At 39.5% G+C, this 24,594-nt stretch carries 17 protein-coding genes; 4 read left to right on the top strand and 13 right to left on the bottom strand.

What is annotated here, in order from left to right:
* Window positions 1–66 precede the first annotated feature (66 nt).
* A complete protein-coding gene (locus IGK01_RS04720) occupies window positions 67–957 on the top strand; it encodes a LysR substrate-binding domain-containing protein (protein ID WP_019723060.1) in 891 nt (296 codons plus the stop codon).
* Window positions 958–1,037: 80 nt separating this feature from the next.
* On the opposite strand, the gene pyk is transcribed toward IGK01_RS04720, so the two are convergent.
* The 3 genes from pyk to dnaE form a co-directional block, all read right to left on the bottom strand.
* Window positions 1,038–2,822, bottom strand: a complete 1,785-nt coding sequence (gene pyk / locus IGK01_RS04715; protein ID WP_010735840.1) for a pyruvate kinase — start codon at window positions 2,820–2,822, stop codon at window positions 1,038–1,040.
* A gap of 128 nt (window positions 2,823–2,950) precedes the next feature.
* Window positions 2,951–3,913 (bottom strand): 6-phosphofructokinase, encoded by a 963-nt coding sequence (gene pfkA, locus IGK01_RS04710; protein ID WP_034691339.1) that lies wholly within the window; start codon window positions 3,911–3,913, stop codon window positions 2,951–2,953.
* A 166-nt stretch (window positions 3,914–4,079) separates the two neighbouring features.
* A complete protein-coding gene (gene dnaE, locus IGK01_RS04705; RefSeq protein WP_409173788.1) occupies window positions 4,080–7,394 on the bottom strand; it encodes a DNA polymerase III subunit alpha in 3,315 nt (1,104 codons plus the stop codon).
* 223 nt (window positions 7,395–7,617) lie between these two features.
* Between dnaE and IGK01_RS04700 the strand changes: the two genes are divergently transcribed.
* Window positions 7,618–7,812: a YjzD family protein gene (locus IGK01_RS04700; RefSeq protein ID WP_010735843.1), complete on the top strand. Its 195-nt coding sequence runs from the start codon at window positions 7,618–7,620 to the stop codon at window positions 7,810–7,812.
* Between the two features lie 45 nt (window positions 7,813–7,857).
* On the opposite strand, the gene IGK01_RS04695 is transcribed toward IGK01_RS04700, so the two are convergent.
* The gene (locus tag IGK01_RS04695; protein WP_010735844.1) at window positions 7,858–9,054 is read right to left on the bottom strand and encodes a multidrug efflux MFS transporter; all 1,197 of its coding nucleotides are present in this window, start codon (window positions 9,052–9,054) and stop codon (window positions 7,858–7,860) included.
* 154 nt (window positions 9,055–9,208) lie between these two features.
* Window positions 9,209–10,645, bottom strand: a complete 1,437-nt coding sequence (locus tag IGK01_RS04690; protein WP_010735845.1) for an NCS2 family permease — start codon at window positions 10,643–10,645, stop codon at window positions 9,209–9,211.
* A 292-nt stretch (window positions 10,646–10,937) separates the two neighbouring features.
* Here IGK01_RS04690 and IGK01_RS04685 point away from each other — a divergent pair, with 292 nt between their 5' ends.
* Window positions 10,938–11,747 (top strand): Cof-type HAD-IIB family hydrolase, encoded by an 810-nt coding sequence (locus IGK01_RS04685; protein ID WP_438840523.1) that lies wholly within the window; start codon window positions 10,938–10,940, stop codon window positions 11,745–11,747.
* 154 nt (window positions 11,748–11,901) lie between these two features.
* Here the strand turns inward: IGK01_RS04685 and IGK01_RS04680 are convergent, their stop codons facing one another.
* From IGK01_RS04680 to IGK01_RS04650, 7 genes are all read right to left on the bottom strand, one after another.
* The gene (locus tag IGK01_RS04680) at window positions 11,902–14,058 is read right to left on the bottom strand and encodes a peptidoglycan D,D-transpeptidase FtsI family protein (protein ID WP_041684181.1); all 2,157 of its coding nucleotides are present in this window, start codon (window positions 14,056–14,058) and stop codon (window positions 11,902–11,904) included.
* A 254-nt stretch (window positions 14,059–14,312) separates the two neighbouring features.
* Window positions 14,313–15,158: a MurR/RpiR family transcriptional regulator gene (locus IGK01_RS04675; RefSeq protein WP_010735849.1), complete on the bottom strand. Its 846-nt coding sequence runs from the start codon at window positions 15,156–15,158 to the stop codon at window positions 14,313–14,315.
* A 279-nt stretch (window positions 15,159–15,437) separates the two neighbouring features.
* The gene (locus tag IGK01_RS04670) at window positions 15,438–15,842 is read right to left on the bottom strand and encodes a VOC family protein (protein WP_010735850.1); all 405 of its coding nucleotides are present in this window, start codon (window positions 15,840–15,842) and stop codon (window positions 15,438–15,440) included.
* A gap of 42 nt (window positions 15,843–15,884) precedes the next feature.
* Window positions 15,885–16,688 carry an AraC family transcriptional regulator gene (locus IGK01_RS04665; protein ID WP_010735851.1) on the bottom strand — a complete coding sequence of 268 codons (804 nt, stop codon included), beginning with the start codon at window positions 16,686–16,688 and terminating at the stop codon, window positions 15,885–15,887.
* Window positions 16,689–16,847: 159 nt separating this feature from the next.
* Window positions 16,848–18,782, bottom strand: coding sequence for a threonine--tRNA ligase (thrS, locus tag IGK01_RS04660; protein WP_019723795.1), 1,935 nt, complete (start codon window positions 18,780–18,782; stop codon window positions 16,848–16,850).
* Between the two features lie 324 nt (window positions 18,783–19,106).
* A complete protein-coding gene (locus IGK01_RS04655) occupies window positions 19,107–19,286 on the bottom strand; it encodes a 2-hydroxymuconate tautomerase (RefSeq protein ID WP_002287649.1) in 180 nt (59 codons plus the stop codon).
* A gap of 110 nt (window positions 19,287–19,396) precedes the next feature.
* On the bottom strand, window positions 19,397–21,208 hold the full coding sequence (locus IGK01_RS04650) for a heavy metal translocating P-type ATPase (RefSeq protein WP_077151433.1): 1,812 nt from the start codon (window positions 21,206–21,208) through the stop codon (window positions 19,397–19,399).
* A 196-nt stretch (window positions 21,209–21,404) separates the two neighbouring features.
* Between IGK01_RS04650 and helD the strand changes: the two genes are divergently transcribed.
* Window positions 21,405–23,687: an RNA polymerase recycling motor HelD gene (gene helD / locus IGK01_RS04645; RefSeq protein WP_438840522.1), complete on the top strand. Its 2,283-nt coding sequence runs from the start codon at window positions 21,405–21,407 to the stop codon at window positions 23,685–23,687.
* A 199-nt stretch (window positions 23,688–23,886) separates the two neighbouring features.
* Here the strand turns inward: helD and IGK01_RS04640 are convergent, their stop codons facing one another.
* Window positions 23,887–24,525, bottom strand: coding sequence for a hypothetical protein (locus IGK01_RS04640; protein ID WP_438840521.1), 639 nt, complete (start codon window positions 24,523–24,525; stop codon window positions 23,887–23,889).
* Between the last annotated feature and the right edge of the window lie 69 nt (window positions 24,526–24,594).

Here is a 24,594-nt window from a genome sequence, read left to right as displayed (position 1 = left end):
TTTGTTATAGTCAAAATTATCGATTACAATAAACATTATTTATATGTCAAGGGAGCGAATCGATTCATGAATACAAGAGATCTTGAATACTATGTTCAAATCGTCAAACAAAAAAACTTTACTAAGGTGGCTAAGTTTTTTGAGGTCAGTCAACCGACGATTACTTATGCCTTACAACGCCTAGAAAAAGAAATTGGTGCCACACTGATTACAAGAGATCGTTCCCATCATGAATTGATTATCACTCCTGCTGGTAAGCAATTATTGATCCATGCACAATCCGTCTTACAAGAAATTACACTTGCTAAGGCAGAGATTGCTCAGCTACAAAAGAAAAAATTGCGCTTTGGTATGCCACCTATCATTGGCAATGAATATTTCCCAAAATTATCGAGCTATTTTATCAAGCATCAATTAATGGGTCAAATCGATATCATCGACGGAGGTTCTCGTGATCTATATGGCATGATTCATCAAGGGCGGATTGATCTTGCGATTCTTGGATCAACGCAACCGATCGTTGATCAAAAGCTAGAAGTCGAGCCATTGTTGGATAAATGCTTCATGATCGTTGTGTCCCCTTCACACCCTCTAGCAGATCGTACAAGCGTTTCTTTTAAGGAGCTAGTCAACGATCAATTTGTTTTATTAAATGAACACTACGTCCATCCTGCTGCGTTTACAAAGCTTTCTAAGCAAACGCATATTGTACCTAAGATCGTTTATCAGAGTAATGACTTAACTATTTTGAAAAGCATGATCCGAGAAAATATCGGGATTGGCTTTCTCACCGAGATCGCGATTCATCCTGAAGATAATCTCGTAGCTATTCCTTTAGCAGATACTGCTCAACCACGTTTTTTGATTTCATTAGCCACTCGTGCACAGCAGTTACCAACGGTTTTACATGAAAACGTGATCGAAGTCATCCATGAATTTATGAAAACCCAAAAATGACTTGCTCAACTCACACACAATAAAAAACAAAAAAAGAGTGCTGAGATTTCTCTCAACACTCTTTTTGATTTTGATTTCAATTAGATAGCTGTTGTTTCTCCGCGATAAACGATACCACGACGAGCGTCAACAGTGATCAATTCACCATCTTTGATCGTTGAAGTTGCATCTTTCGCACCAACGATTACAGGAATATCTTGTGCAATTCCCACAACTGCTGCATGTGAAGTCAAACCGCCTTCTTCAACAACTACTGCTGCTGCTTTTTCGATTGCAGGCATGAATTCTTTGTCAGTTGAAGGAACAACTAATACCATACCATCTTTTGCTTTTTTGATTGCTTCTGCTGCTGATGAAGCAACTACAGCGTTCGCTACAACAGATTGTTGACCGATTCCTTGTGCTTCAAGCAATTTTGAACCAATCATTTGAATCTTCATTACGTTTGTTGTTCCACGTTCACCAACTGGTACACCAGCAGTGATCAAGATCAAGTCACCTTCTGAAGCGAAACCTAATTCGACTGCTTTTTTCGCAGCTAATTCAAACATTTCGTCTGTTGTTGTTGGTTTTTCTGCAACTGTTGGATATACACCCCAGTTAAGCATCAAACCACGTTTTGTGCGTTCGTCAAATGTGACAGCTAAGATATCAGCATCTGGACGGTATTTAGAGATCATTTTTGCTGTATAACCAGATTCAGTTGCAGCAACGATTGTTTTTACGCCTAAGTTTTTCGCAGCACGTGCCACTGATAGACCGATTGTTTCTGTTACATCAGTTTTGTCAAATTCATTTAATTGGAATGAACCTAATTCTGCTAATGCTAATTCAGCTTGTTGGTCGATACGAGCCATTGTTGCAACAGCTTCAACAGGATAGTCACCATTTGCTGATTCACCTGATAACATTGTTGCGTCTGTTCCGTCAAATACTGCATTGGCAACGTCAGATGCTTCCGCACGTGTTGGACGTGGGTTTTCTTGCATTGATTCTAACATTTGTGTTGCAGTGATTACTGGGATACCCGCAGCGTTACATTTTTTGATGATACGTTTTTGAACCATTGGTACTAATTCAGCAGGGATCTCAACACCCATGTCTCCACGAGCAATCATGATACCATCAGAAACTTTGATGATTTCATCAATGTTGTCGATACCTTCTTGAGATTCGATTTTAGGGAAGATTTGAACATGTGTCATGTCTTTTTCTTCTAAAATTTCACGAATATCTAATACGTCTTGTGCTTTACGAACAAAACTTGCAGCGATGAAGTCGATGTCGTTATCTAGTCCGAAGCGGATATCGTCTGCATCTTTTGGTGTAATACCTGGTAAGCTGATTGAAACGCCTGGTGCGTTAACACCTTTACGTGATCCCAGCATACCTGCATTTTTCACTTCTACTACTAATTCACGCGTTGCTTCATCTTTTTCAATGATTTCCATGTCGATCAAACCATCATCGAATAAGATATGTCCACCTACATGAACGTCTTCAAAAAGACCTGGATAAGTTACTGCGATTTTTTCTTTTGAACCTACATGTTCAGGGTCCATTGAGATGCGTGTTTTGTCGCCAACTTCAAATTTGATGTAGCCTGCACGGCCAAAATCTTCTTCAGTTGTGCCTTGAACTGTTGTACGGATTTCTGCACCTTTTGTATCTAAAAGGATGCCAACATCTTTACCAGTTTTCTTCACTGCTTCGCGAACCATTACCATACGTGATAATTGTTCTTCATGGTCACCATGTGAAAAGTTGAAGCGGAAGACATTTGCTCCAGATTCAATCAATTTAGAAATAGTTTCTACTGAATTACTGGCTGGTCCTAATGTACTAACGATTTTCGTTTTTTTCATTTTACAAAACTCTCCCATTCAAATTGTTTATTTAAAGCCATTCAAAGCTTAAATATCTGTTAGATATTGGGAAGACCTGCTTCCCACTCCCATATATATCTATTGATTTATCTGACTACTTTTCTTTATTAGAAAGAAAGTGAGTTGTTCAAGTCATATAATGATAAATCTGGTTGGTGTTTGTTATTTTCTAGTGTGTCGATGATATCAGCCTCAACGATATCGTTGTCGCGAATACCGATACACAAACCACCTTTACCTTGTTGCAATAGTTCAACAGCATGTGCACCAAATTTACTTGCTAATACACGGTCGCGTGCAGTTGGTGAACCACCACGTACAACGTGTCCTAAGATCGATACACGTGTATGATAATCGCCATATTCTGACAATTTTTCTGCAAATTCGTTTCCGCCCATTACGCCTTCTGCCAAAATGATCAAGCAATGTTTTTTGCCACGATCGCGGCCATCTTGGATTTTTTTGGCAACAACTGCCATATCAAAATCATGCTCAGGAATGATGATCTCATCCGCTCCACCAGCAACACCTGACCATAAAGCGATATCTCCAGCATTACGTCCCATCACTTCGATCACGAATGTACGAACGTGCGAAGTTGCTGTATCACGGATACGGTCGATTGATTCTAATACTGTGTTGATTGCTGTATCAAAACCGATCGTAAAATCAGTTCCTGGAATATCGTTATCGATCGTACCTGGTACACCCACTGCTGGGAAACCACGTTTAGTCAAAGCCATCGCGCCATGGTAAGAACCATCGCCACCGATCACAACAAGACCTTCGATACCGAATTTTTTCAATTGTTCGATTCCTTTTAATTGTCCTTCTTCTGTTGCAAATTCAGGATAACGTGCAGAGTATAAGAATGTACCTCCGCGTTGGATCTTATCACCGACATCTGCAACATCTAATCGACGGATATCTCCGGCAACTAGTCCAGCAAAACCATAATTGATCCCGTAAACTTCCAATCCTTCATATATACCTTTACGAACGACTGCACGAACTGCTGCATTCATCCCAGGAGCATCTCCACCACTAGTCAAAATTCCGATGCGTTTCATATTCATCTTCACCTCATTAAATTACTTTATCCTAAGCAAGACTTAGGTTTATAACCTTCTTTGTATTAACCACGACTAACATTCTAACATTATTTTGCTCACTTGTCTTGATTTCCTGATAAAAAAATGAAAAAAAATGAAAGCAAATAGTATCTTTTACCGTAAGTTATTTGAAAACAACATTTTCTTCTTTTAAAAGGTAAGCTAATTGCTTCTTGAGACTGTCTGAACCATCGAGCCAAAAGGCTTCAGATAACACAACTTTTCGTTGGTCTTTTTCATGATACATCACAACAGGAATATATCCTGGGAATTTTTTGAATAATTCTTGCAGTTGTTTCATCGTATCTGGTTGATCTGCCTCTTCTCTGATTCTCAAATAACACGTTTGTTCTGGATACTGCTGTTGCAATTCTTCAGGATCAGCGACTACTTCTGCAATCAGCTGCAATTCTTGATTGTATTTACTGATTTCTGAACGTCCTTGCACGAAAATCACTTGATTTTCTTTGAATAATGGACGCGCTTGTCGGTACAGCTCTGGAAAAACGGTAATAGCTATTTCTCCACTACTATCTGTTCCGCTGACAAAAGCCATCAACGCTCCTTTTTTCGTACGGATCTCTCTTACCTCTTTGACCATCACTAAAACATTTGTAGCTTGTTTAGGGACGATTTCTGTGACTAAATGGACTTTTTTTGCTAATTTAAGTCGCTCATACCCTTCTGTCGGATGACCAGATAAATAGACACCTAAATGCTCTTCTTCTAATTGAAGCTTCTCTTCGAGGCTATAATCTGCGACTTCTTCCTCTTTTAAAGCCATGATATCTAAAAGGTCTAAACTACCACCACTATATAAGATGTTTTGGATCTTACCTTCCAGATCCAACATCAACTGTCTGCGGTTTCCTACTAATTCATCAAAAACACCTGATGCAACTAACGTTTGTAGCAACTCCAATTTGAGCCAACGTTTATTGATACGAATCAGAAACTGATCAACCGAACGGAATGGCCCATTTTCTTTTCGTTCACGAATGATCTCCTCAACAAAATCTCGACGAACACCTTTGATTGCTGTCAATCCAAAACGAATGGTTCCTTTATCCGTCAGCTCAAAACCATAAAAACTTTGATTGATGGATGGAGGGGTCAGCTTTATTTTATACTTTTTTGCCTCAGCAATATACTCTTTTAACTTTGCCGTGTTGTGACGGACGGAATTCATCAAACTCATAAAAAATGCACCAGGGTGATGAACTTTGAGATAGGCCATTTGAAAGCCAACAAAGGAGTAAGCAAACGCGTGGGAACGATTGAACCCATAGTTAGCAAAGCGTTCGATATATTCGTACACTTCATTGGCCTTTTCCTTACTGTACCCTTGTTGGTTGGCACCTTGAACAAAATGATCTCTTTCTTGATCAATCACGTCTTTTTTCTTTTTACTGATTGCTCGCCTCAAAATATCCGCTTGTCCAAGAGAAAATCCAGCCATGGTTGAAGCAATCTGCATAATTTGTTCCTGATACACAATGACGCCATACGTATTTTTCAACATCGGTTGTAGTGAATCGTCGGGATAATGGATTCTTTCCTTCCCTTTCTTACGAGCGATAAATGTATCGATATTTTGCATTGGTCCAGGACGATACAAGGCGTTGACAGCGGCAATATCTTCAATGTTTTCTGGTCCTAATCTTCGCAAGACATTCCGAATCCCGGCAGATTCGAATTGAAAGACCCCTGTTGTTTCGCCACGTTGGAAAAGCTGTAAAGTTTTAGGATCATCTAATGGTATTTCTTTTAGTTCGATATCTTTGTTTTCGACACGTTTGATTGCTTTCACTGTGTAATCGATAATAGACAGATTTCTTAATCCAAGAAAATCCATTTTTAACAACCCAATAGCTTCGACATCATTCATTGTATACTGAGTCAAATATGCTTCATCTGATCCTTTTTGTAAAGGAACTAACTCTAGTAGATTCTTATCACTTAAAACGACACCAGCTGCATGAGTAGAAACGTGTCTTGGCAAACCTTCAAGTATTTTTGCAGTATGGAACAACAATTGATTTTTTTCACTCGCTTGTACTAATTCAACCAGCTTGTTAGAAGTTCGATAAGCCTCATTCAACGTCATTTTCAATTGATTAGGAATCGCTTTAGACCAACGATTTGCTTCGCTTTGTGAAAGGCCAAAGACACGTGCCACGTCTCTTAGTACCATTTTAGCTGCCATGGTCCCAAACGTGGCGATTTGTGCCATATGGTATTGACCATATTTCTCACGAACATAAATCAGCACTTCTTCTCTGCGATTATCAGGAATGTCTAGATCGATATCTGGCATCGTGTATCGTTCTGGATTCAAAAAACGTTCAAATAGCAAGTCGTACTCCAATGGATCTACATCTGTGATCTCCAACACATAGGCGACTAATGACCCCGCAGCTGAACCACGACCAGCACCAGTAACGATGTTGTTTTTATGAGCAAAAGCCATGACATCCCAAACGATCAAGAAATAATCATCAAATCCCATCTGGTGGATCACTGACAGTTCATAATCTAAGCGCTCTTGATAAGCTGCAGTGATCTTTTCTACACGCTTACCTAATTGCTTCTGACAAAGTTCCTGTAAATACTCTCCTGCACTTCGATTTTCTGGTACCGGATAATGTGGTAGTAATTTCTGATGGAACTGAAATTCAAAAGTTACTATTTTAGCTAATTGCTGCGCATTGTTCAACGCTTCTTCCAATCCTGCGTTTATGAATCTTTGTCGTAATTCTGCTTCGGGAAGTAAAAAACCTGTGGCTGAATCACGAGTCGTTTGTCGCACTTCATCAAAAGAGAGTTGCGTTCCTTCACGCAGATGTTTCATTGTTTCCAAAGAAAAAAGTTCCTCTTGGTGCAAACTAGCAATCGGATGTACTGCACAAAGTTGAAATTGATTTGCTCGTAAATAAGCTAGCCATTCTGGAGCTTCTAGAGGCGTTTCTTCTGTGACACCTACATAAAGATGAGAAGATGCTATTTTTTCTTGCAAACTTTGCCAATGGCTATCAAATAATGCTGACACACCGTAGTCATCAGCAATCGATTTTTTGGTTGGTAAAACGACAAGCAAATGATCGAGTTCATCGATCTCGTGAAGCTCGATTTTTTCTCGGATCATTTTCTTGCTTGAGAGCTTGATCAATTGTTGGTAGCCGATCCTATCTTTTGCGTAGAGTAGTAACTCATAATGACGTTCTTGAAACTGGTAGGTCAAGTTCAGTCCAATAATTGGTTGTATTTTTTCACTCATACAGATGCGGTAAAATTCCGCTGCCCCAGATAGCACATCCTTATCTGTGATCGCTAATGTCTGATAGCCTAGTTTCTTTGCTTCTCGAACGTATTCGTTTATGCGAATCGTACTTTGCAACAAAGAATACGAGGTGATCGTATAAAGTTGTGGAAGAAACATTTTTACATACCACCTTTTCCATTCACTTTCTTTTTAGGGGAATATTCGTAACATCAGCTCGTTATCTTGTATGACTGGTTACGTGTATTCGTCTTTCATCATGCTTTTCCCATCCGATGAACGATCTATACTTTTTATACTATCCACTGACGTTGAATGCCTGTTTCTCCCTTTACATTCAAAAAAAATCTGGTAAACTGAACTTAGAAAAGAGGTGTTTGATATGCGATATATCGTCACATTATTTTGGGCAGTCATTTTAGGTCAAGTGGTTGGCTATATCGGTGGTGCATTGTCTAGTAGCCCATATGATTTTACCATGACGACTATTATTTCATTGGTTGCAGGATTGATCGTCATTTTGATCAGCGCTGTTGCAACACCTAAAAAAGAAACTTCGTCCGCTTCACATTCATAAAAGCCGAACAGATTGGAGAAATACTCCAATCTGTTTTTTTCTTGATCATAGTTTTTGATGAAGTACTTTTCTAAAATTAAATAGTGATAAAAGAATATTCGTCAGAACAAAGAGACTAGTCACAATAAACACTGTACTATAATTGTACGCATGAGCGACTGTCGAACCTAACATCGGTCCTAGTACTTGACCAAAGTTCGTAAACATTTGGTTATAGCTGTATACTCGACTGACACCTTCTTCTGGTGTGATCTTGCTGATCAATGTATTGATCGATGGCATCAACGCACCTGTCGAAAAACCTAATATAAAACGTAAGATCCCTAATTGTAAGGGCGTAGTCACAAATGCCATTGGTAAGTAACAACAAAACGAAAGTACCAAACCTGCTAACAGCACCTTCTGATTTCCGATCTTATCCCCTAATTTCCCCAGTCTTGGAGAAGAAAATACTGCTGAAACACCTGATACTGAAACAATCAATCCACTAACAAATAAGATATTTGATGTGTCACCACTCAATTCCCGAATGTACAATGTCAAGATTGGACTGATCGTGGTGATCCCTAACTGTAAGATCAGAGTAGTAACAAATAAACCGACTAACACAGAAAAGTGATCCATTTTAGCAAAAACTTCTTTGGTACTGATCATATCTTTTTTCTCTACCGGTTGGAAATCTTCTTTTACCATGAAAATCGTTAAGATCGTGGTGATCAGTAATAACCCTCCAGTAATCAAAAAAACATTTTCCATTCCGAACCATTGCGCCAAAGCGCCTCCCATTGACGGACCAATCAGCGTCCCTGCCACTGCCCCAGTAGAAAGCGTGCCTAACGCCCAACCACTTTTCTCTTTAGGCGCTTGTGAAGCAATCATCGCTGTCGCATTAGGTATGTATCCAGATAAAATCCCATTAAAGAAACGCATGACTAAAAGCCAATAAGCATTTGGGACAAAAGCTAGTGATCCCATAGTGATCGTCATACCTGCTGCTGCCCGGATCATCATCATTTTCCGTCCTTTTCGATCAGCTAGATTTCCCCAAATAGGCGCAACGATCGCCGCAGCAAAGGCTGTTACTGAAATCGCTAATCCTGAAAATAATTCAATTTGATCCTTAGGTGTACCTAGTTGTTCGACGTAAACTGGAATGAACGGCATGACTAAACTGATACTTGAACCAGTAAAAAAGCAGCCTATCCAAGCTACGAATAAATTTTTTCTCCATTGAACCTTCATCTATCACCCTTCTTTCGTCTCTATTATCATACCTATTTTTGTACGTGTGTGCAACGTATGTGCCAGTATCATTCATTTTTGTCAAAGAGGACATAGACCAAATAAAATAGGAGCAAAGAGTTAGCCTACTCTTCACTCCTATTAAAAATGTCTTTTAAATGATTGCTAAAATGACGAAGTTGAGAATGAATAAAATATCAACAACCCATAAAGCAATTGAAATCTCGTTTGTTTTACCTTTGATCACTTTCATGATCGTGTAGAAGATAAAACCAGCAGCGATTCCGTAAGAGATGCTGTAAGCTAATCCCATGAAGATCGAAGCAAAAAAGGCAGGTAATGCTTCTTCCATATCTAACCAATTGATATCAGCAAACGAAGCCATCATCATCACACCAACTAAGATCAATGCTGGTGCAGTTGCTTGTGCCGGTACAATAGCGATCAGTGGAGAAAATAAGCTACTTAAAGCAAATAATGCGGCTACGACAACTGAAGTCAAACCTGTACGACCACCAGCGCCAATACCAGCTGCTGATTCGACATAAGTCGTTGTATTCGATGTTCCGAAAATCGCACCGATCGATGTTGCGATTGCGTCAGCGAACAACGCTTTATCCATTTTAGTTTTGAATCCTCGTCCATCTTCCAAAGCTTCCTCATCTTCTTTAGAGAAAATACCTGTACGCCGTCCAGTACCGATGAACGTACCGATCGTATCAAATGTATCGGATAAACTAAAGGCAATGATCGTCATCAGGACTTGTGGGATCTTAGAGCTATCGCTGAATAAAGATTGCATCCCTTCCGCACCAAATGCTGCACCAAACGTCGTGCCTAGTTCATTGATTGAATTGCCTAAAGAATTTTGTTCCCAATCGATCGTTCCTAGATCAACAACACCCATCAAGATCCCGATGATCGTTGTTACTACGATACCGATCAAGATTGCACCACGAACATTTTTAACAACTAAGATCGATGTCAAAACTAATCCAATGACAGCTAGTAGGATCGGCGCATTATTAAAGTTTGCAAGTTCTGGAACGATGCCACCGTTGATCGTCACATTCGTCACTTGACCATTATCAAACACAGAACTAGTTATCGCTGATTGATCTGCAGAGAAAGACAAAAATCCAGCATTTTTGATCCCAACGTATGCAACAAAAATCCCAATACCACCGCCGATTGCATGTTGTAAACTCTCAGGAATAGCATGGATGATCATTTTCCGAATATTTGTTACTGTAATAAATACATTAATCAACCCACAAATAAAGACCATGGCTAATGCTTCTTGCCAAGAATAACCTAACCCAAAAACAACTGTAAATGTGAAGAAAGCATTCAAACCCATTCCTGGGGCTTGTGCATAAGGCACATTAGCAAATAATCCCATAACTAAAGTACCGATGATCGAAGCAATGATCGTCGCTAAAAAGACTGCCTGAAATGGCATGCCAGCAGCTGACAAGATCGTCGGATTAACAAATAATATATAACTCATGGCAAAAAACGTTGTTACACCAGCCATTATTTCTGTTGGTACATTTGTATTATTTTTCTTTAGTTGGAAAAACTTTTCCATAAAAATTTCCACTCCCTGATTTTTTCTAACGGACTATATAATATGTAAAAATAAATCCAAATATATTTTTCCGTCGAACATTTATAGATTATATAGACATTTCATTCGTTTTTCAACACGAAACTTTATGAAATGTCATTTTTATATTTTAATGTTCGTGTTTAGCTCAATTTGGTTTGATTCTTTTCTATTTTTGCTTTAAAGCATTTATTTTTCAGAAAGATCTGTACCTTGTTTATTCATTGAAATATGCTAGACTGAAACAAATCGTTGTTTGAAAGGAATGACAGCATTGAACAAAAAATTGATTGCGATCGACTTGGATGGAACAACGTTGAATCCTGAGTCGATCATTACTTCTAAAACCCAAGAGACATTGAGAAAAGCCATTGATGCTGGCCATCATGTCAGTATTGCAACCGGACGTCCTTATCGAATGAGTTATCAATATTATCAACAGTTAGAATTGACAACACCGATGGTCAACTTTAACGGTGCGCTTGTGCATATCCCAAACCAACAATGGGCTGGAGAACAAGAAACATTGATCAATAAAGAGATTGTTTTTGAGATCTTAGCGCAAAAAAATCAATTGAATCTAGATTTTATTGCTGCGGAGAATCGCGACACTTTCTTTATCGATTCTTTTGATTTTTTTGACGCAAAATTCTTTGCTTCACCAAATCCTAAACCAGAAAACCTACTGTCTCCACGAAATCTAACAACTAACCCTACGTCCTTATTGGTACGTACAGAAAAACAATATGCTGAACAAGTTTCTGCCGAACTAACACGTCAATTTGGGAAGCATGTCGATGTAAGGACTTGGGGTGGACCAATGGCGATACTAGAGATTGTTTCAAAAGGGATCGAAAAAGCGAAAGGAATCCATCAAGTAGCGAATTATCTATCGATCGAACAAAAAGATGTGATTGCTTTTGGTGATGAACACAATGACTTAGAACTTCTTGAATATGCGGGCTGGGGTGTGGCAATGGCTAATGGGACTGAGCAACTAAAAGGCGTAGCCAACGATGTCACTGAACAAACAAATGAAGAAGACGGTTTGGCGAATTACCTTGAAAAATTACTTTCATTATAAAAAATCCGTCTGGGGCATTCGTCCTCTCGCACCACTTAAAACCAAATAAACAGAGGGAGCAGAAGTAAGCTCTTCAAAAATAAGGCGCCATCCACAAAATCTTCGTGGATGGCGCCTTATTTCTTGAGGCTAAATACTTCGGCTCTGACCTCTGTTATCTGTTTGCCATGAACATATCGTAATAAGCATTCATGATTTCTTTGGCTATGACCGAATTCATATGGTCTTTTTCATCTAGCAGGTTTGGTAAGACAACACTTACCGCAATCTCAGGATTTTCTGTTGGTCCGTAAGCCACAATATTACTATTGACTGTTACGATATCGGGATGACCTTCAGCGACTGTTTCGGCTGTCCCTGTTTTAGCAGAAAGATCCATTTTTGCATCTGCTAATGATCGAGCAGTCGTGTAGTTATTTGTTCCATGGACTACTTGATGGAATCCTTCACGTAAAAGGGCCATCTCTTCAGGAGACACGTCTACTGTATTTTCGACAACTGGTTCCATCTCTTTTTTCACTTCACCTAAGTTACCATTCTCGTCGTTCCCGTAAATGCCTTTGACAATGCGTGGTTGGATTCTTTTTCCACCGTTTGCTACTGTTGCTGCATATTGCGCTAACTGGATCGGGGTATACGTATCGAACTGGCCAAATGCCAAGTCAGTAAAGTTTCCTGGTGTGAACCAGTCTTGTCCGTTGTCTGCATTGAATTTCTTCATGTATTCAACAGAGTGTGAGATCCCCGCAGACTCATTTGGTAAATCGATCCCTGTGACTGTTCCAAGTCCAAATTGTTTAAAGCCGTCACGCAATTGTTCATACGCTTGTGCCTCTTCACTTAGACTAGGTAAGCCCATATTTGGTACGTACTCTAACCCTAGCATCTTCAACGCTACTTTGATCATATAGGTATTTGATGAAAGCTCTAACGCTTGGACCACATCCAAAGGTACAGATCCAGTACGATTGAAGACGGAGCTTTTTTCTGAAGAGCCTTGTAATCGAATCGGTTCATCTACTAATACTTGATTACCGCTGATCACGCCACTTTGCCAACCGGCGGCTAACGTACCTGCCTTTACAACAGATCCTGGAACAAAGGCATTCGTGATCGTACCAAGGGCATTTTCAGTCAACTCTTTTGAGCCTTGCTCATGGCTGAAACCCGTCATCGCTAATACTTCACCTGTTTGAGGATTCATCGCGACTACATACGCACCTGGTGAGTATTGGGCTTTTCCATTATCGACTAATTTTTGATAATTGTTTCTAAGAATCTCTTCGACCTTCGCTTGGAACTCTGCATTGATCGATAACATCAAATTCGATCCTTTTTCTCCTGCATACAATTCTTTTTGTTGGATGACATTTCCATTGTTATCTAAAGTGATTTCATATTGTGTCTTTGTGCCTTGCAAGACATCTTCATATTGTTTTTCTAAATAGCTTTGGCCTACTCGGTCATTACGTGAGTAGCCTTTTGCCAAGAATTCTTCCACTTGATCGGCAGGTAAGCCTTGTTTTTCTGATGTTACGCTTCCTAGAATACTCTTTATGGAATCCGCCGCATTATACTGGCGTACCCAGTCAGTTCCTGTTGAAACACCTGGCAGGTCTGATGCATGTTCTGCCACGATCGCCAATTCTTGATCTGTAACACCAGAATTTTTGATGAAAACTGTATTCAGTTCATACGCATTATTCATTCGTTTAAAAATCGTTGCTGCTTTCAATTGTTCCTCATTGAAATTGATTTCCTCATCTGTCACTTTATCTACAGTTGCTTGGTATTGCTCACTCGTACTCAAGCTTTTTTCTTTTGCCGATAGGCGTTCAGTCGCAGCTTTCAAATGATCGGGATCTGCTAACCAAAAATCCTTCTTATCACGTGTAGTCAAATTTTCATCCACTGGCATATCGATCAACTGTGTCAAGGTATTTGCTGTTTTCAGCAAATCCTCCGCTGTCATATTTCTGCCTCTCGTGAATGTGATTGCTTGGTTGGCTTGGTTTGTCACCAAAGCTTTCCCGGTGGCATCGTAGATCATGCCTCGGGGTGAACTTACTTGTACCGTTAGAGACGAAGATGATTTGACTTTTGCTTCTAGTTCCTCACTGTTTACGATCTGCAAATAACCTAATCGAGCAATCAATGACACGAACAACGTAAATATAATGAAAAAAAGGAAATTTAAACGAAAGGGAACATGTGACCGTCGAAACGTTTTATTTTTTGGTTCTTGTGTTCCTTTTTTTATTCGATCTAACCAAGAATTATTTGTATTTTTTTTCATAAAACTTTTCATCATTCCTTCTTTTTCGCCTACTTATAGGCTCCATTGTACCTAAAAAAAACAAAATTAAAAAGTAAAATCCTGATCCGCAAGAAATTCTTTAATTCTCGACCCAAAAAAGACTAGTTTGTTTCACAAACAAGTAATGTGTCACACAAATGGATTCTAAAAAACTTTAAAAAATATGGTTATTTTTGAAAATAAAGTTTTCTTTTACTGTGAAACAATGGAAACAAATATGACATTGTGGAAAACTATCATCTGTTATTTCATTTTTGTTTGACATAATTTTTGATCACTTCTTTGGTTTGAGTGACTTTCTCGGTTAATTTTTCATTCTTTGCCATATAAAGATAAAAAATGATATCAATCGTTGCAAATTGAGCCAATAATGAGTTAGTTGCTGCACTTCGGTTCGTGATTTCTTTTGGTCTTGATGTCTGGACAACGACATCGGCCAATTTACTTAATCGGTTATTTCCAAATTGAGTCAATGCGATAATATCGATTCCCATTTCTTTGGCTAACTGTCCGATCATCACCACTTCTTTGCTGTTTCCTGAGTTAGAGACAAGCCATAGCACTTTTTTTGTTTCATTACTCACTAATTGTGGCAATAAGACGTGGATGTCTTTTTCAAAAATGATTGGTTTTCCTACACGAGACCATTTTTGGAGGATATCCTCAACGACTAAAGAAGATGCGCCCACACCATATAGATAAACTGTTTGTGCTTCTTCCAGACGCTCAACGACACGTTGGATCATCTCCTCTTCTAAAATATCCACGGTTTCTTTGATCGCTACTTGCGCATTATTCCCTAATTTATGTTTGATTGAATAAAATGATTCATTTGGTTCAATATCGCTGAATCCTTCCACGATACCTGCTTGTAATTCGGTGGAAATAGTGATTTTAAAATCCGTTAAACTTTGAAAGCCAAGTTTTTTGGAGAAACGAACAACTGTGGGAGCGCTCAGGCCCGCCGCTTCTGCTAACTCATTGGCTGTCATCGTTGGTATTTTTTCTACATGTGTTACGATATAATCTGCTAATTTTCTTTCGGCAGAAGAATAGTCATTCATCATACTTTCAATGCGACTCACTACGCTCATCTCATACACATCCCTTTTTCTAAATGTCTATGTCATTATATCATACTCAAAGGCAAACAATTCTCATACTAAACAAGAAAATAGAGAATATCCTTTGTTCTCTGCCTGCTCAACCGATTACTGTTATTCCTAAAAATCAATCGCTAAAAAAAGAAGCCAAGGTATAAGTGGCAACATGTCACACCCTTATCTTGGTTTCTTTTGACTTATCATTTATGGAGTTTCACAGAATCAGCTATTAAAAACAAAAAAAAGAAAGAAGCAACATCCAAAAAGAAACTAATACCCATCATTCAGTTCAAACAAATTGCCTTCTGGGTCTCTAAAGTAGGCACTGGTAAATCCTCCCCAAGCCTCTATTTTCTGAGGTTCACCTAAAAAAGTGACACCATTTGCGGTTAACTTCGCATAGTCCTTTTGGATATCCTTCGTAGGTAATATGATCACCACTGTATCAGATATTCCATTTTTAGCAGACTGTATATACCCTTTGACCAAAGACATTTCTTTTGCTGACGTCATATCAAAACAGTTAGGTTCTCCTTTTGCCATAGCAAATGACGTATACGGACCTTTTCGATTTCCCCATGTAGGAACCAATCCTAATTTTTTTGTGTAAAAATCATAACATTCCCCATAATCTTTTTGAATCAACAATCCGATTTTTGCCTGATTAAAGTTCATCTATCGACCACTCCTTTTTTAAGTTAGTTTTATTGTAGCAACTTAGGTTAGTAACGTATTGGATAGAAGCGACATTTTTCGCTGCTCACTCAACTTAACAAACTCAATGGGTGTGAGGCCAATATTTTTTTTGAACTCATTGATAAAATGGGACTGGTCATAATAATTTCCAACAAGCTCCCTTCGATCGGCAGGTTGTTTTAATAAAATGGTCAAACTATGATGAAATTTTATGGTCGATAGAGCCAATTGTGGGGTGAGACCGTAATGCTTTTTGAATAGCCGTTGGACATGCCTTGGACTAAGTCTCATATATTCGTATAATGCTTGTGGGGAAGCTAATTTTTTTATATATAGTTTTTCAAATAACTGAATGTATTCCGTCGAAGAGATACATTTGGCTAATCCGGATAAATAGCTGATCAGCGATTCTTTCATTTCTTCAATCGTGAGCGCAAAAAGATGGGTTGTATCAAACCCAACATCTACTTCTTCAATGAACAACACTTGATCCATCGCTGCTGTTGCCTCTCGACCAGTTAAAGCAGAAAAAGCACCTGGCTTTAAGCGAAAACCAATATAGTGTTCGGGAAACCTTGAGAGAAAGTTGAAGTCCGTTTTACTTGAACCAGTATAGAAAACAGATTGCTCCAAAACATTGACAATCAAATCAATGCAACCGTCGGCGATGATCACGTCGGTGACCGTACCGCTAAAGTCAAATGAAATAGACTCCCACATACACACCAAGACATCTGCTAAGACTGGGAGAACCGTTTCTTTATAATGTATTTTTTCTTCATATGCTTGATGAAACAGATGATGAGGTTGGATCGGTTGATACATTCTCTACGTTCCCCCTTATTTATCTAATACAATTATTTTAGCACGATCTAGCGTTTTGACGTGTGTAATGAGTGCCCCATAAAAAAACAGGAAGGAACAATTCTTTGTTGTCCTTCCTGTTTTTATTAAATTAGGCGTTGGTTCTCTTGCTAACTCGTCTTAACGGCTGTAATTATGAACCTCTTCTGCCATTGCATCGACAAAGATATTCAAGTCCTCTACAGCAGTTTCTTTACTACCATATCGGCGGATATTGACTGTTGCATCTGCCACTTCTTTATCCCCAACTACGATTTGGTATGGGATTTTTTGCGTTTGTGAGGCACGGATCTTATAACCCATTTTTTCATTGCGATCGTCGACTTCTACACGCAAGCCTTTCATTTGTAGACGTTCTTTGATTTCATAAGCGTAATCTGAATGAGCATCAACTGAAACTGGGATGATCGTTGCTTGGATCGGTGCCAACCAAGTTGGGAATGCGCCTTTGTATACTTCTGTCAAGTATGCCACAAAGCGTTCCATTGTTGAAACGATGCCTCGGTGGATAACGACTGGGCGATGATTATTTTCGCCATCTTCTCCTACATAAGTTAAATCAAAGCGTTCTGGTAATAAGAAGTCTAATTGGATCGTTGATAATGTTTCTTCTGTTCCCAATGCTGTTTTAACTTGGACATCTAATTTTGGTCCATAGAAGGCTGCTTCTCCTTCCGCTTCGAAATAGTCAAGTTCCATTTCATCCATCGCAGCTTTTAACATGATCTGTGCTTTTTCCCACATGGCATCATCGTCAAAATATTTGTCTGTGTTGTTTGGATCACGGTAACTTAAACGGAAGCGATAGTCTGTAATATTGAAATCAGCGTAAACTGCGACCATCAACTCCAACGTACGTTTGAATTCATCTTTGATCTGATCAGGACGAACGAATGTGTGTCCGTCATTCAATGTCATTTCACGTACACGTTGTAATCCAGACAACGCACCTGATTTTTCATAACGGTGCATCATACCAAGTTCTGCGATACGGATCGGTAACTCACGGTAAGAATGGATTGTATTTTTGTAGACCATCATATGATGTGGGCAGTTCATTGGGCGTAGCACGAGCATCTCGCCATCTCCCATATCCATTGGTGGGAACATATCTTCTTGGTAATGATCCCAGTGACCTGAAGTTTTGTATAACTCTACGTCCCCCATGATCGGTGTATACACATGTTGATAGCCTAAGCTGATTTCTTTGTCTACGATGTATCGTTCGATCGTACGACGGATTGTTGCACCTTTTGGTAACCAGAAAGGTAAACCAGAGCCAACTTCAGGAGCTACCATGAATAATTCTAGCTCTTTTCCTAGTTTGCGATGGTCTCTTTCTTTTGCTTCTTCACGCATTTGGATAAACGCTTTTAACGCTTTTTTATCAAAAAATGCTGTTCCATAAACACGTTGCATCATTTGGTTATTTGAATTTCCACGCCAGTAAGCTCCTGCCACAGATAATAATTTGAAGACTTGGATACGACCAGTTGATGGGACATGTGGCCCACGGCATAAATCGATGAATTCTCCTTGTTGGTAGGCAGTGATGACTTCGTCTTCTGGTAATTCGCTGATCAGTTCCACTTTGTAAGGGTCACTTGCAAAGATTTCTAATGCTTCTTGTTTTGATAACACACGACGTTCGATCGGCAAATTTTCTTTGACGATCGCCATCATTTCCGCTTCGATCGCTGGTAGGTCTTCGGCACTGACTTGGCTCTCACCGTTATCAGTATCGTAGTAAAATCCTGAATCGATTGCTGGTCCTACACCAAAGTGGATATTTGGATATAAACGGCGCATGGCTTGTGCCATCAAATGAGCACTTGAATGACGAATCAAAGCAAGTGCGTCTTCATGATCAGGTGTCACAATCTCGATTGAGCCATCCTCTTCGATCCCGCGGTTCAAGTCGATCAGTTCGCCATTCACTTTTCCAGCTAAGGCTTTTTTGGCTAAACTTTTAGAAATACTTTCTGCAATTTCTGCAGTGGTGATTCCTGGCGCAAACTCTTTGACTGCACCATCAGGAAATGTCATTTTTATCATAGGGGTTCCTCCTTTAAATTTCCGTTTTTAGCTTCGCCACCAATAAAAAAAGTCCTAGTATCTGTACAGATACTAGGACGAAAAATTCGTGGTTCCACCTAATTTTGAATACGACATGCGTATTCCTCAAGCGTGATAACGGTACGACCGCCTCTGTTTCAACAAAGGTTTCGAAAGTGGTCATCCTTTGGTTTTCTCCTGGAAAAGTTTCAGCCTAGCTTTTCCTCTCTTATCGAAGACTCTCAAATTCAGTTGTCTTTCTCATCAATCATCTATGTGTTTATTTAACCACTATTATTTCAAAAAATCAAGTCTCGAATTCACTTATTTTTTCCATTCACCATTGACACCATACGTGCCTTTTTTCATTTCGTTGATAATTACATGAATGTGTTCTTTTGGTGCTTGCGTATTTTTATGGACCGCCTCGGTGATATCTTTCATCATGTTTTCTAATTGTTCTGGGCTACGTCCTTCGACTAATTCAACATGTACGAATGGCATGTTTTCAACTTCCTTTCATCGTTCACTTTTGTATTGATCAACTATTGCTTCTCTCTTTGCATCATACCGCAAAAAGATTTTGCTGAAAAGTCTCTTTTATCATTTTGCCTTTAATTTTGTGTGATCATGGCATGTGGTTGTTGTTTCGCTGATTTTTTTGCACGTAACGCACTTAAAATGGAAACTGTATCAACCACTTCTTGAAGCATCGCGCCAAACAATGCTGGAATGACTCCTGTACTGGCAACGAGCATCAAAAAGACACAGACAAAAATCCCAATCAAAACAGATTGTTTCGCTACTTTCATCGTTTCTCTAGAAATCATCACTGCTTCTGCTACTCGTTCTAAATCATCTTTCAAAATGACGACATCTGCGCTTTCACTTGCAGCAGTTGAGCCATGTGCGCCCATGGCGATGCCTACATCTGCGACAGTCAAGGCAGGAGCATCATTGACACCATCTCCTACCATCGTGACAGGCCGCTTTTCTTTGGGGATACTAGTTAAAATCGTTAATTTATCTTGTGGTAAACAACGAGCATGAACTTCGGTCAAGCCAACTTCCTCGGCAATTGCTTCTGCAACCGTACGACCGTCCCCAGTCACCATCAGTAAGTCGGTGATGCCTTGAGCTTTCAAGCGAGCGATTGTTTTACTTGCTTCTGGACGGATTGTGTCTGAGAAGTAGATCGTGCCGGCGTATTTTTCATCAATCGCCACATAGATCGCAGTTGTATCTGTTTTAGCTTCTGGAACATCAATAAAGCGTGCATTCCCTACTTTAACCTGCCTGCCATCAACCGTAGCGGTAATCCCTTGCCCTGAGATTTCTTTCAAATCAGTGACTGGCAACAATTGGGGAACTGCTTGAACTAAGGAACGGGCCAAGATATGGGCTGAGCCTTGTTCCGCACTCGCCGCCACACGTAATAATTCCGCTTCTGAAAACCCTTGAACGGGAGCGACACCAGTTACTTCAAGCATCCCTTTGGTGATTGTTCCTGTCTTATCAAAGGCAATCGTTTTAGTCTCTGCTAATTTTTCCACAGCGGTACCAGTTTTGACAACGATCCCACTTTTACTTGAACGACTCATTCCCGCTACTAGAGCAACAGGTGCAGCCAAAATCAATGGACATGGCGATGCTACAACTAAGACTTGCACAAAGCGTACAGGATCACCACTAGCCCACCAAGCGATTCCGCCGATCAAGTAAGCGATCAAAGTAAAGGGAACAGCATAACGATCTGCTAGACGGACAAAACGTGCGGGTTTTTCTTTCGATTCCTCTACTAGTTTGATAATTAATTGATACTGGCTATCTTCTGCCCGTTTCTCAACCACCATTTTGACAGATGAGTCCCCATTGACCGAACCGGACATCAATTCATCACCGACTTTCTTGCTCATCGGTTTTGCTTCTCCAGTCAATGACGCTTCGTCAAAAGTAGATTCCCCCATGATCACTCGTCCATCAGCTGGAACGATTTCCCCTGGTTTGATCACCAGATGATCGCCGATCTCAAGTGTGTCTACCGCAACATCAAGTTGTTGATCTCCTTGCAATTTATGGGCAGTTCTTGGCGTATTATCTAATAGGGATTGCAATTCCTGACCTGCTTTTTTTTGCGCATAGTCTTCCAAACTTTCGCCACCTGTCAACATGATCAAAATCATCAAACTCGCCCAATATTCATTGACGAGCAATGTCGCAACAATAGCTGTAATCGCTAAAATATCGACCCCATATTTCCCTGAACGCAGTGTTTTGATCATTTCGACAAACATCAAGAAGGCGAGTGTGCCACCGGTGATAGCAATGATCATAAACGCAAGGCGAGGACGGTCGAACATAAACTCACTGATGAGGGCCACCGCTCCAATCAGTAGTGTCATTGCAAATTTTTTAAAATGTGTCATTTCGTTCAGCTCCTTTCTCCACATTTAGAATACCTGTTCTCTAAAGCCATTTAAACTAAAAACCCCTAAATGAAAACAACTATCACTCTCATGTAGTTTTGCGTTTATTTTTAGTTAACTCACTTGTGTACCTTTTTTAGTCAAACTGTGCTATACTTTTAATTCGTTATTTACGGCGGAAGGAGTAAACGATGCAATGAATGAAAGACAATTAGAACAACAGCATGTGGAAGAAACCACACAAATGATCCAACTTGAACAACGCCTATTGAATCGCAAATTAAGCGACTTGACTGAAAAAATGAATGACTCCACAAAAGAAACAGCTAATCACAAAATACGTAGCGGCTCCAACGAGTCTTTTTATGAGTCAGTGGTCGAATACCGCCAACATGAACAAGAATTGCTTTTAAAATACCATACATTAGAATCTCAGCAAAAACGTCTGCAAACATTAGAAGTAATGAAAGAAAGTCCTTACTTTGCTCGTATCGATTTCAAAGAAGAGACGGAAAAAGAAACTCTCTATCTTGGCATCGCCTCATTGAGAGATACAGAAGAAGAAACCATCGTGATCGACTGGCGTGCACCGATCGCTAACCTGTATTACGAAGGAGAAATCGGCCCTGCTTTTTATGAAACAGATGTCGAAAAAATCGACGTCGAACTTCTCTTGAAACGACAGTTCAAAATCGTTGAAGGAAAAATCGTCTCCATGGTCGATACATCTGAAGTCATCAATGATGATTTTCTATTAGAAATCTTGGATGACGCATCAAGTGCTCACATGAAAAACATCGTGTCGACGATCCAAAAAGCACAAAATGCCATTATCCGTGACACCAACAGTAAAGTGATGCTGATCGAAGGAATTGCTGGAAGCGGTAAGACTTCAGCATTACTTCAACGTATCGCATTCATCCTTTATCACAATCGGAAATGGCTAGATGCTGAGAACGTCTTATTGTTCTCACCAAACCATCTGTTTTCTGATTACATCTCCACTGTTTTACCATCTCTTGGTGAAAGTGGTGTTCCGACACAAACCTTCAAAAATTATTTACAGCAATTGGTTCCTGAATTTGAGTTGACTGAAGAAGAACAACAAGAAGTCGGTTTCCTTTCTGGTGCTGATGACCCGATAAAAACGTTGAAATCCGGATTGACTTTCGTTGATCACCTGGAGACTTACATCCAGACGATCACTGATTTTGGGCCATTGTTCCGTGAGATGAAAATCAATGGTCGAACGATCCTATCCAAAGAAGCGATCCGAAAATGGTACCAAGAAACCAATGAACTACTTCCATTGCATCAACGTCTATCTTTATTACAGACAAAGTTATTGAAAAAATTAGGCGGTCTGCAAAAGGATGAAACCCGTCAGAAGTGGGTCAAAGAGCTTGCTGAAGAACAACTTCAAGAACTATATGCAACCGATCCAAATTTAGAATACACCGAACAAAAAGAAAAATCATTGCGTAAAAAACTTACGAATCAAATCGTGAAAAAAAGATTCCGTAAAGTTCACCGAGGAATTTTACATTATCAATTCGTCAACTTACCGAAACAGTTTCTTCACTTTTTACAAACGATTCCTAAAACGATGTTAACCGCACATGGAATCAGCGAAACTTCTTGGAACGAACATCTTCAAGAAGTCAAAATGAACTTACGGAAAAGAGAATTGCCACAGGAAGACGCCGTCTTGTACTTCCTATTGATGCGTCGAATCCATCCTGTATCAGTCACACAAAAGGCAAGGTATATTTTCATTGATGAAATGCAAGATTTTGCTCCTTCGCAGGTCGCATTGCTGCAATCAATCTATCCAACTGCCAATCTAACATTTTGTGGGGATCTGAACCAAAATGTTTTTGGGAACGAGACGATCACTGGTTCGTTAGAGTCGCTTTTCCCAGAGAAAGAAGTGACCCAATTCCAATTGACGACGAGCTATCGCTCCACGAAGCAAATCACTGATTTTGCCAATCATTTCTTAGCTCACGACAATCTTGTAGAAACAACGGCTCGTGAAGGTCGCCTACCGTTGATCGTCCAAAGTGATTCATCTACAAGCCAAATCAACTGGTTGGAACAAACGATCATTGACACGAAAGAGCAAGCAAAATATTGGCGTACCGCGATCATTGGTAAAACGATCGCTGAATGTGAAGCACTCTATGAACAATTGCCTGTATCCCTGAAAGATCAAGTCCAATTGATTGCTGATGAATCTGATTTTATGAAACGTTCGATTATTCTTCTTCCTGCTTATCTAGCAAAAGGATTAGAATTTGACCGAGTCTTTTTATGGAATGTCGATGATGCACATTTTAATTCTGGTCATGACAAACAAATCTTATATACAATGTGTACGCGTGCCATGCATGAATTGATCATATTTACATCAGCGAAAGACGCTTCTTTTCTACAAGCATTGGCTACTGAAAATCATGAGTCTCTCGCTTTAGATTGATTCGTTATTAAAAATAAAAAGCATCAGGGGAATCAGTCCTCTCGCACCACTTTAAACTGAATATACGGCGAGAACAGAAATAACCTCTTCAAAAAATAAGGCGTCATCCACAAAAATTGAAAAAACAATTTTCGTGGATGACGCCTTATTTCTCGAGGCTAAACACTTCTGTCTCTGCCTCTTTTTATTCATCTATCGATCATAACATCAATTCTGTGTTTGGGTATTTCAAACTAACAAGTGAAACGATCATTCGCAATTCTTCGATATTTTCGGGATATTCTGGGTCAAATACTTTACTATGGCGACCAATCCCTCCGTTATCGATCAGACGATAAATACGATTCCAATCCATAAATTGTTCGACTGTTTGGAAATTACTGATCGGGTAACCCCCACTATCTAATATTTCTGATACACGAAAAGCCAAATAAGCTGTATCAATGACTTTTTCTTTTTTCGTATCTACTTTTTGACTTGTTTCGATCAATATCTTTTCTGGTTGATGCTTCAGACTCCAGTCCAATAATAAAAAGAAAGCTTCCATCCGATAATCTTCTTCAAACAACTGAAATGCTGAGTCAGAACGTCGAAAAAGCAATGGAATCAAATATTTTTTTTTATAGATCAGCATGGGCGCGCGATCAACCATACATTCTAGATAACGATTCAAATAGCCTGTGCCTATATAGTTTCCTAAACGATAGCCTTCTACCCCATAAGGTGCATATTTTTGTGCAAGCTTTGAGCAATCGGCGATATTGACTGCCAACTCTTCTACTTTTTGGTAACCGCTTAGAATACGTTCGAAAGGCTCTAGATTAATTTTTGCTTCCATTATTCTTTCCCCGCCTACATCAAATTACTATTCGTTTACTCACGATACTTTAATAATAACACAGGTTGA

The sequence above is a fragment of the Enterococcus sp. AZ080 genome, from assembly GCF_051714945.1.
GTDB classification, from domain to species: Bacteria; Bacillota; Bacilli; order Lactobacillales; family Enterococcaceae; genus Enterococcus_B; species Enterococcus_B pernyi.
The sequence above is the reverse complement of the archived record's forward strand: the minus strand, read 5'-3'. Positions and strand labels throughout refer to the sequence as shown.

Excerpts from the sequence above, each read along its gene's own strand:
- IGK01_RS04650 (WP_077151433.1), bottom strand. The coding sequence starts at position 21,208 with ATGACACATTTTAAAAAATTTGCAATGACACTACTGATTGGAGCGGTG.
- IGK01_RS04670 (WP_010735850.1), bottom strand. The coding sequence starts at position 15,842 with ATGAACTTTAATCAGGCAAAAATCGGATTGTTGATTCAAAAAGATTAT.
- IGK01_RS04700 (WP_010735843.1), top strand. The coding sequence starts at position 7,618 with ATGCGATATATCGTCACATTATTTTGGGCAGTCATTTTAGGTCAAGTG.
- dnaE (WP_409173788.1), bottom strand. The coding sequence starts at position 7,394 with ATGTTTCTTCCACAACTTTATACGATCACCTCGTATTCTTTGTTGCAA.
- IGK01_RS04720 (WP_019723060.1), top strand. The coding sequence starts at position 67 with ATGAATACAAGAGATCTTGAATACTATGTTCAAATCGTCAAACAAAAA.
- IGK01_RS04680 (WP_041684181.1), bottom strand. The coding sequence starts at position 14,058 with ATGATGAAAAGTTTTATGAAAAAAAATACAAATAATTCTTGGTTAGAT.
- IGK01_RS04690 (WP_010735845.1), bottom strand. The coding sequence starts at position 10,645 with ATGGAAAAGTTTTTCCAACTAAAGAAAAATAATACAAATGTACCAACA.
- pfkA (WP_034691339.1), bottom strand. The coding sequence starts at position 3,913 with ATGAAACGCATCGGAATTTTGACTAGTGGTGGAGATGCTCCTGGGATG.
- IGK01_RS04665 (WP_010735851.1), bottom strand. The coding sequence starts at position 16,688 with ATGTATCAACCGATCCAACCTCATCATCTGTTTCATCAAGCATATGAA.
- IGK01_RS04640 (WP_438840521.1), bottom strand. The coding sequence starts at position 24,525 with ATGGAAGCAAAAATTAATCTAGAGCCTTTCGAACGTATTCTAAGCGGT.
- IGK01_RS04695 (WP_010735844.1), bottom strand. The coding sequence starts at position 9,054 with ATGAAGGTTCAATGGAGAAAAAATTTATTCGTAGCTTGGATAGGCTGC.
- thrS (WP_019723795.1), bottom strand. The coding sequence starts at position 18,782 with ATGATAAAAATGACATTTCCTGATGGTGCAGTCAAAGAGTTTGCGCCA.
- helD (WP_438840522.1), top strand. The coding sequence starts at position 21,405 with ATGAATGAAAGACAATTAGAACAACAGCATGTGGAAGAAACCACACAA.
- IGK01_RS04655 (WP_002287649.1), bottom strand. The coding sequence starts at position 19,286 with ATGCCATTCGTACATGTTGAATTAGTCGAAGGACGTAGCCCAGAACAA.
- IGK01_RS04675 (WP_010735849.1), bottom strand. The coding sequence starts at position 15,158 with ATGAGCGTAGTGAGTCGCATTGAAAGTATGATGAATGACTATTCTTCT.
- pyk (WP_010735840.1), bottom strand. The coding sequence starts at position 2,822 with ATGAAAAAAACGAAAATCGTTAGTACATTAGGACCAGCCAGTAATTCA.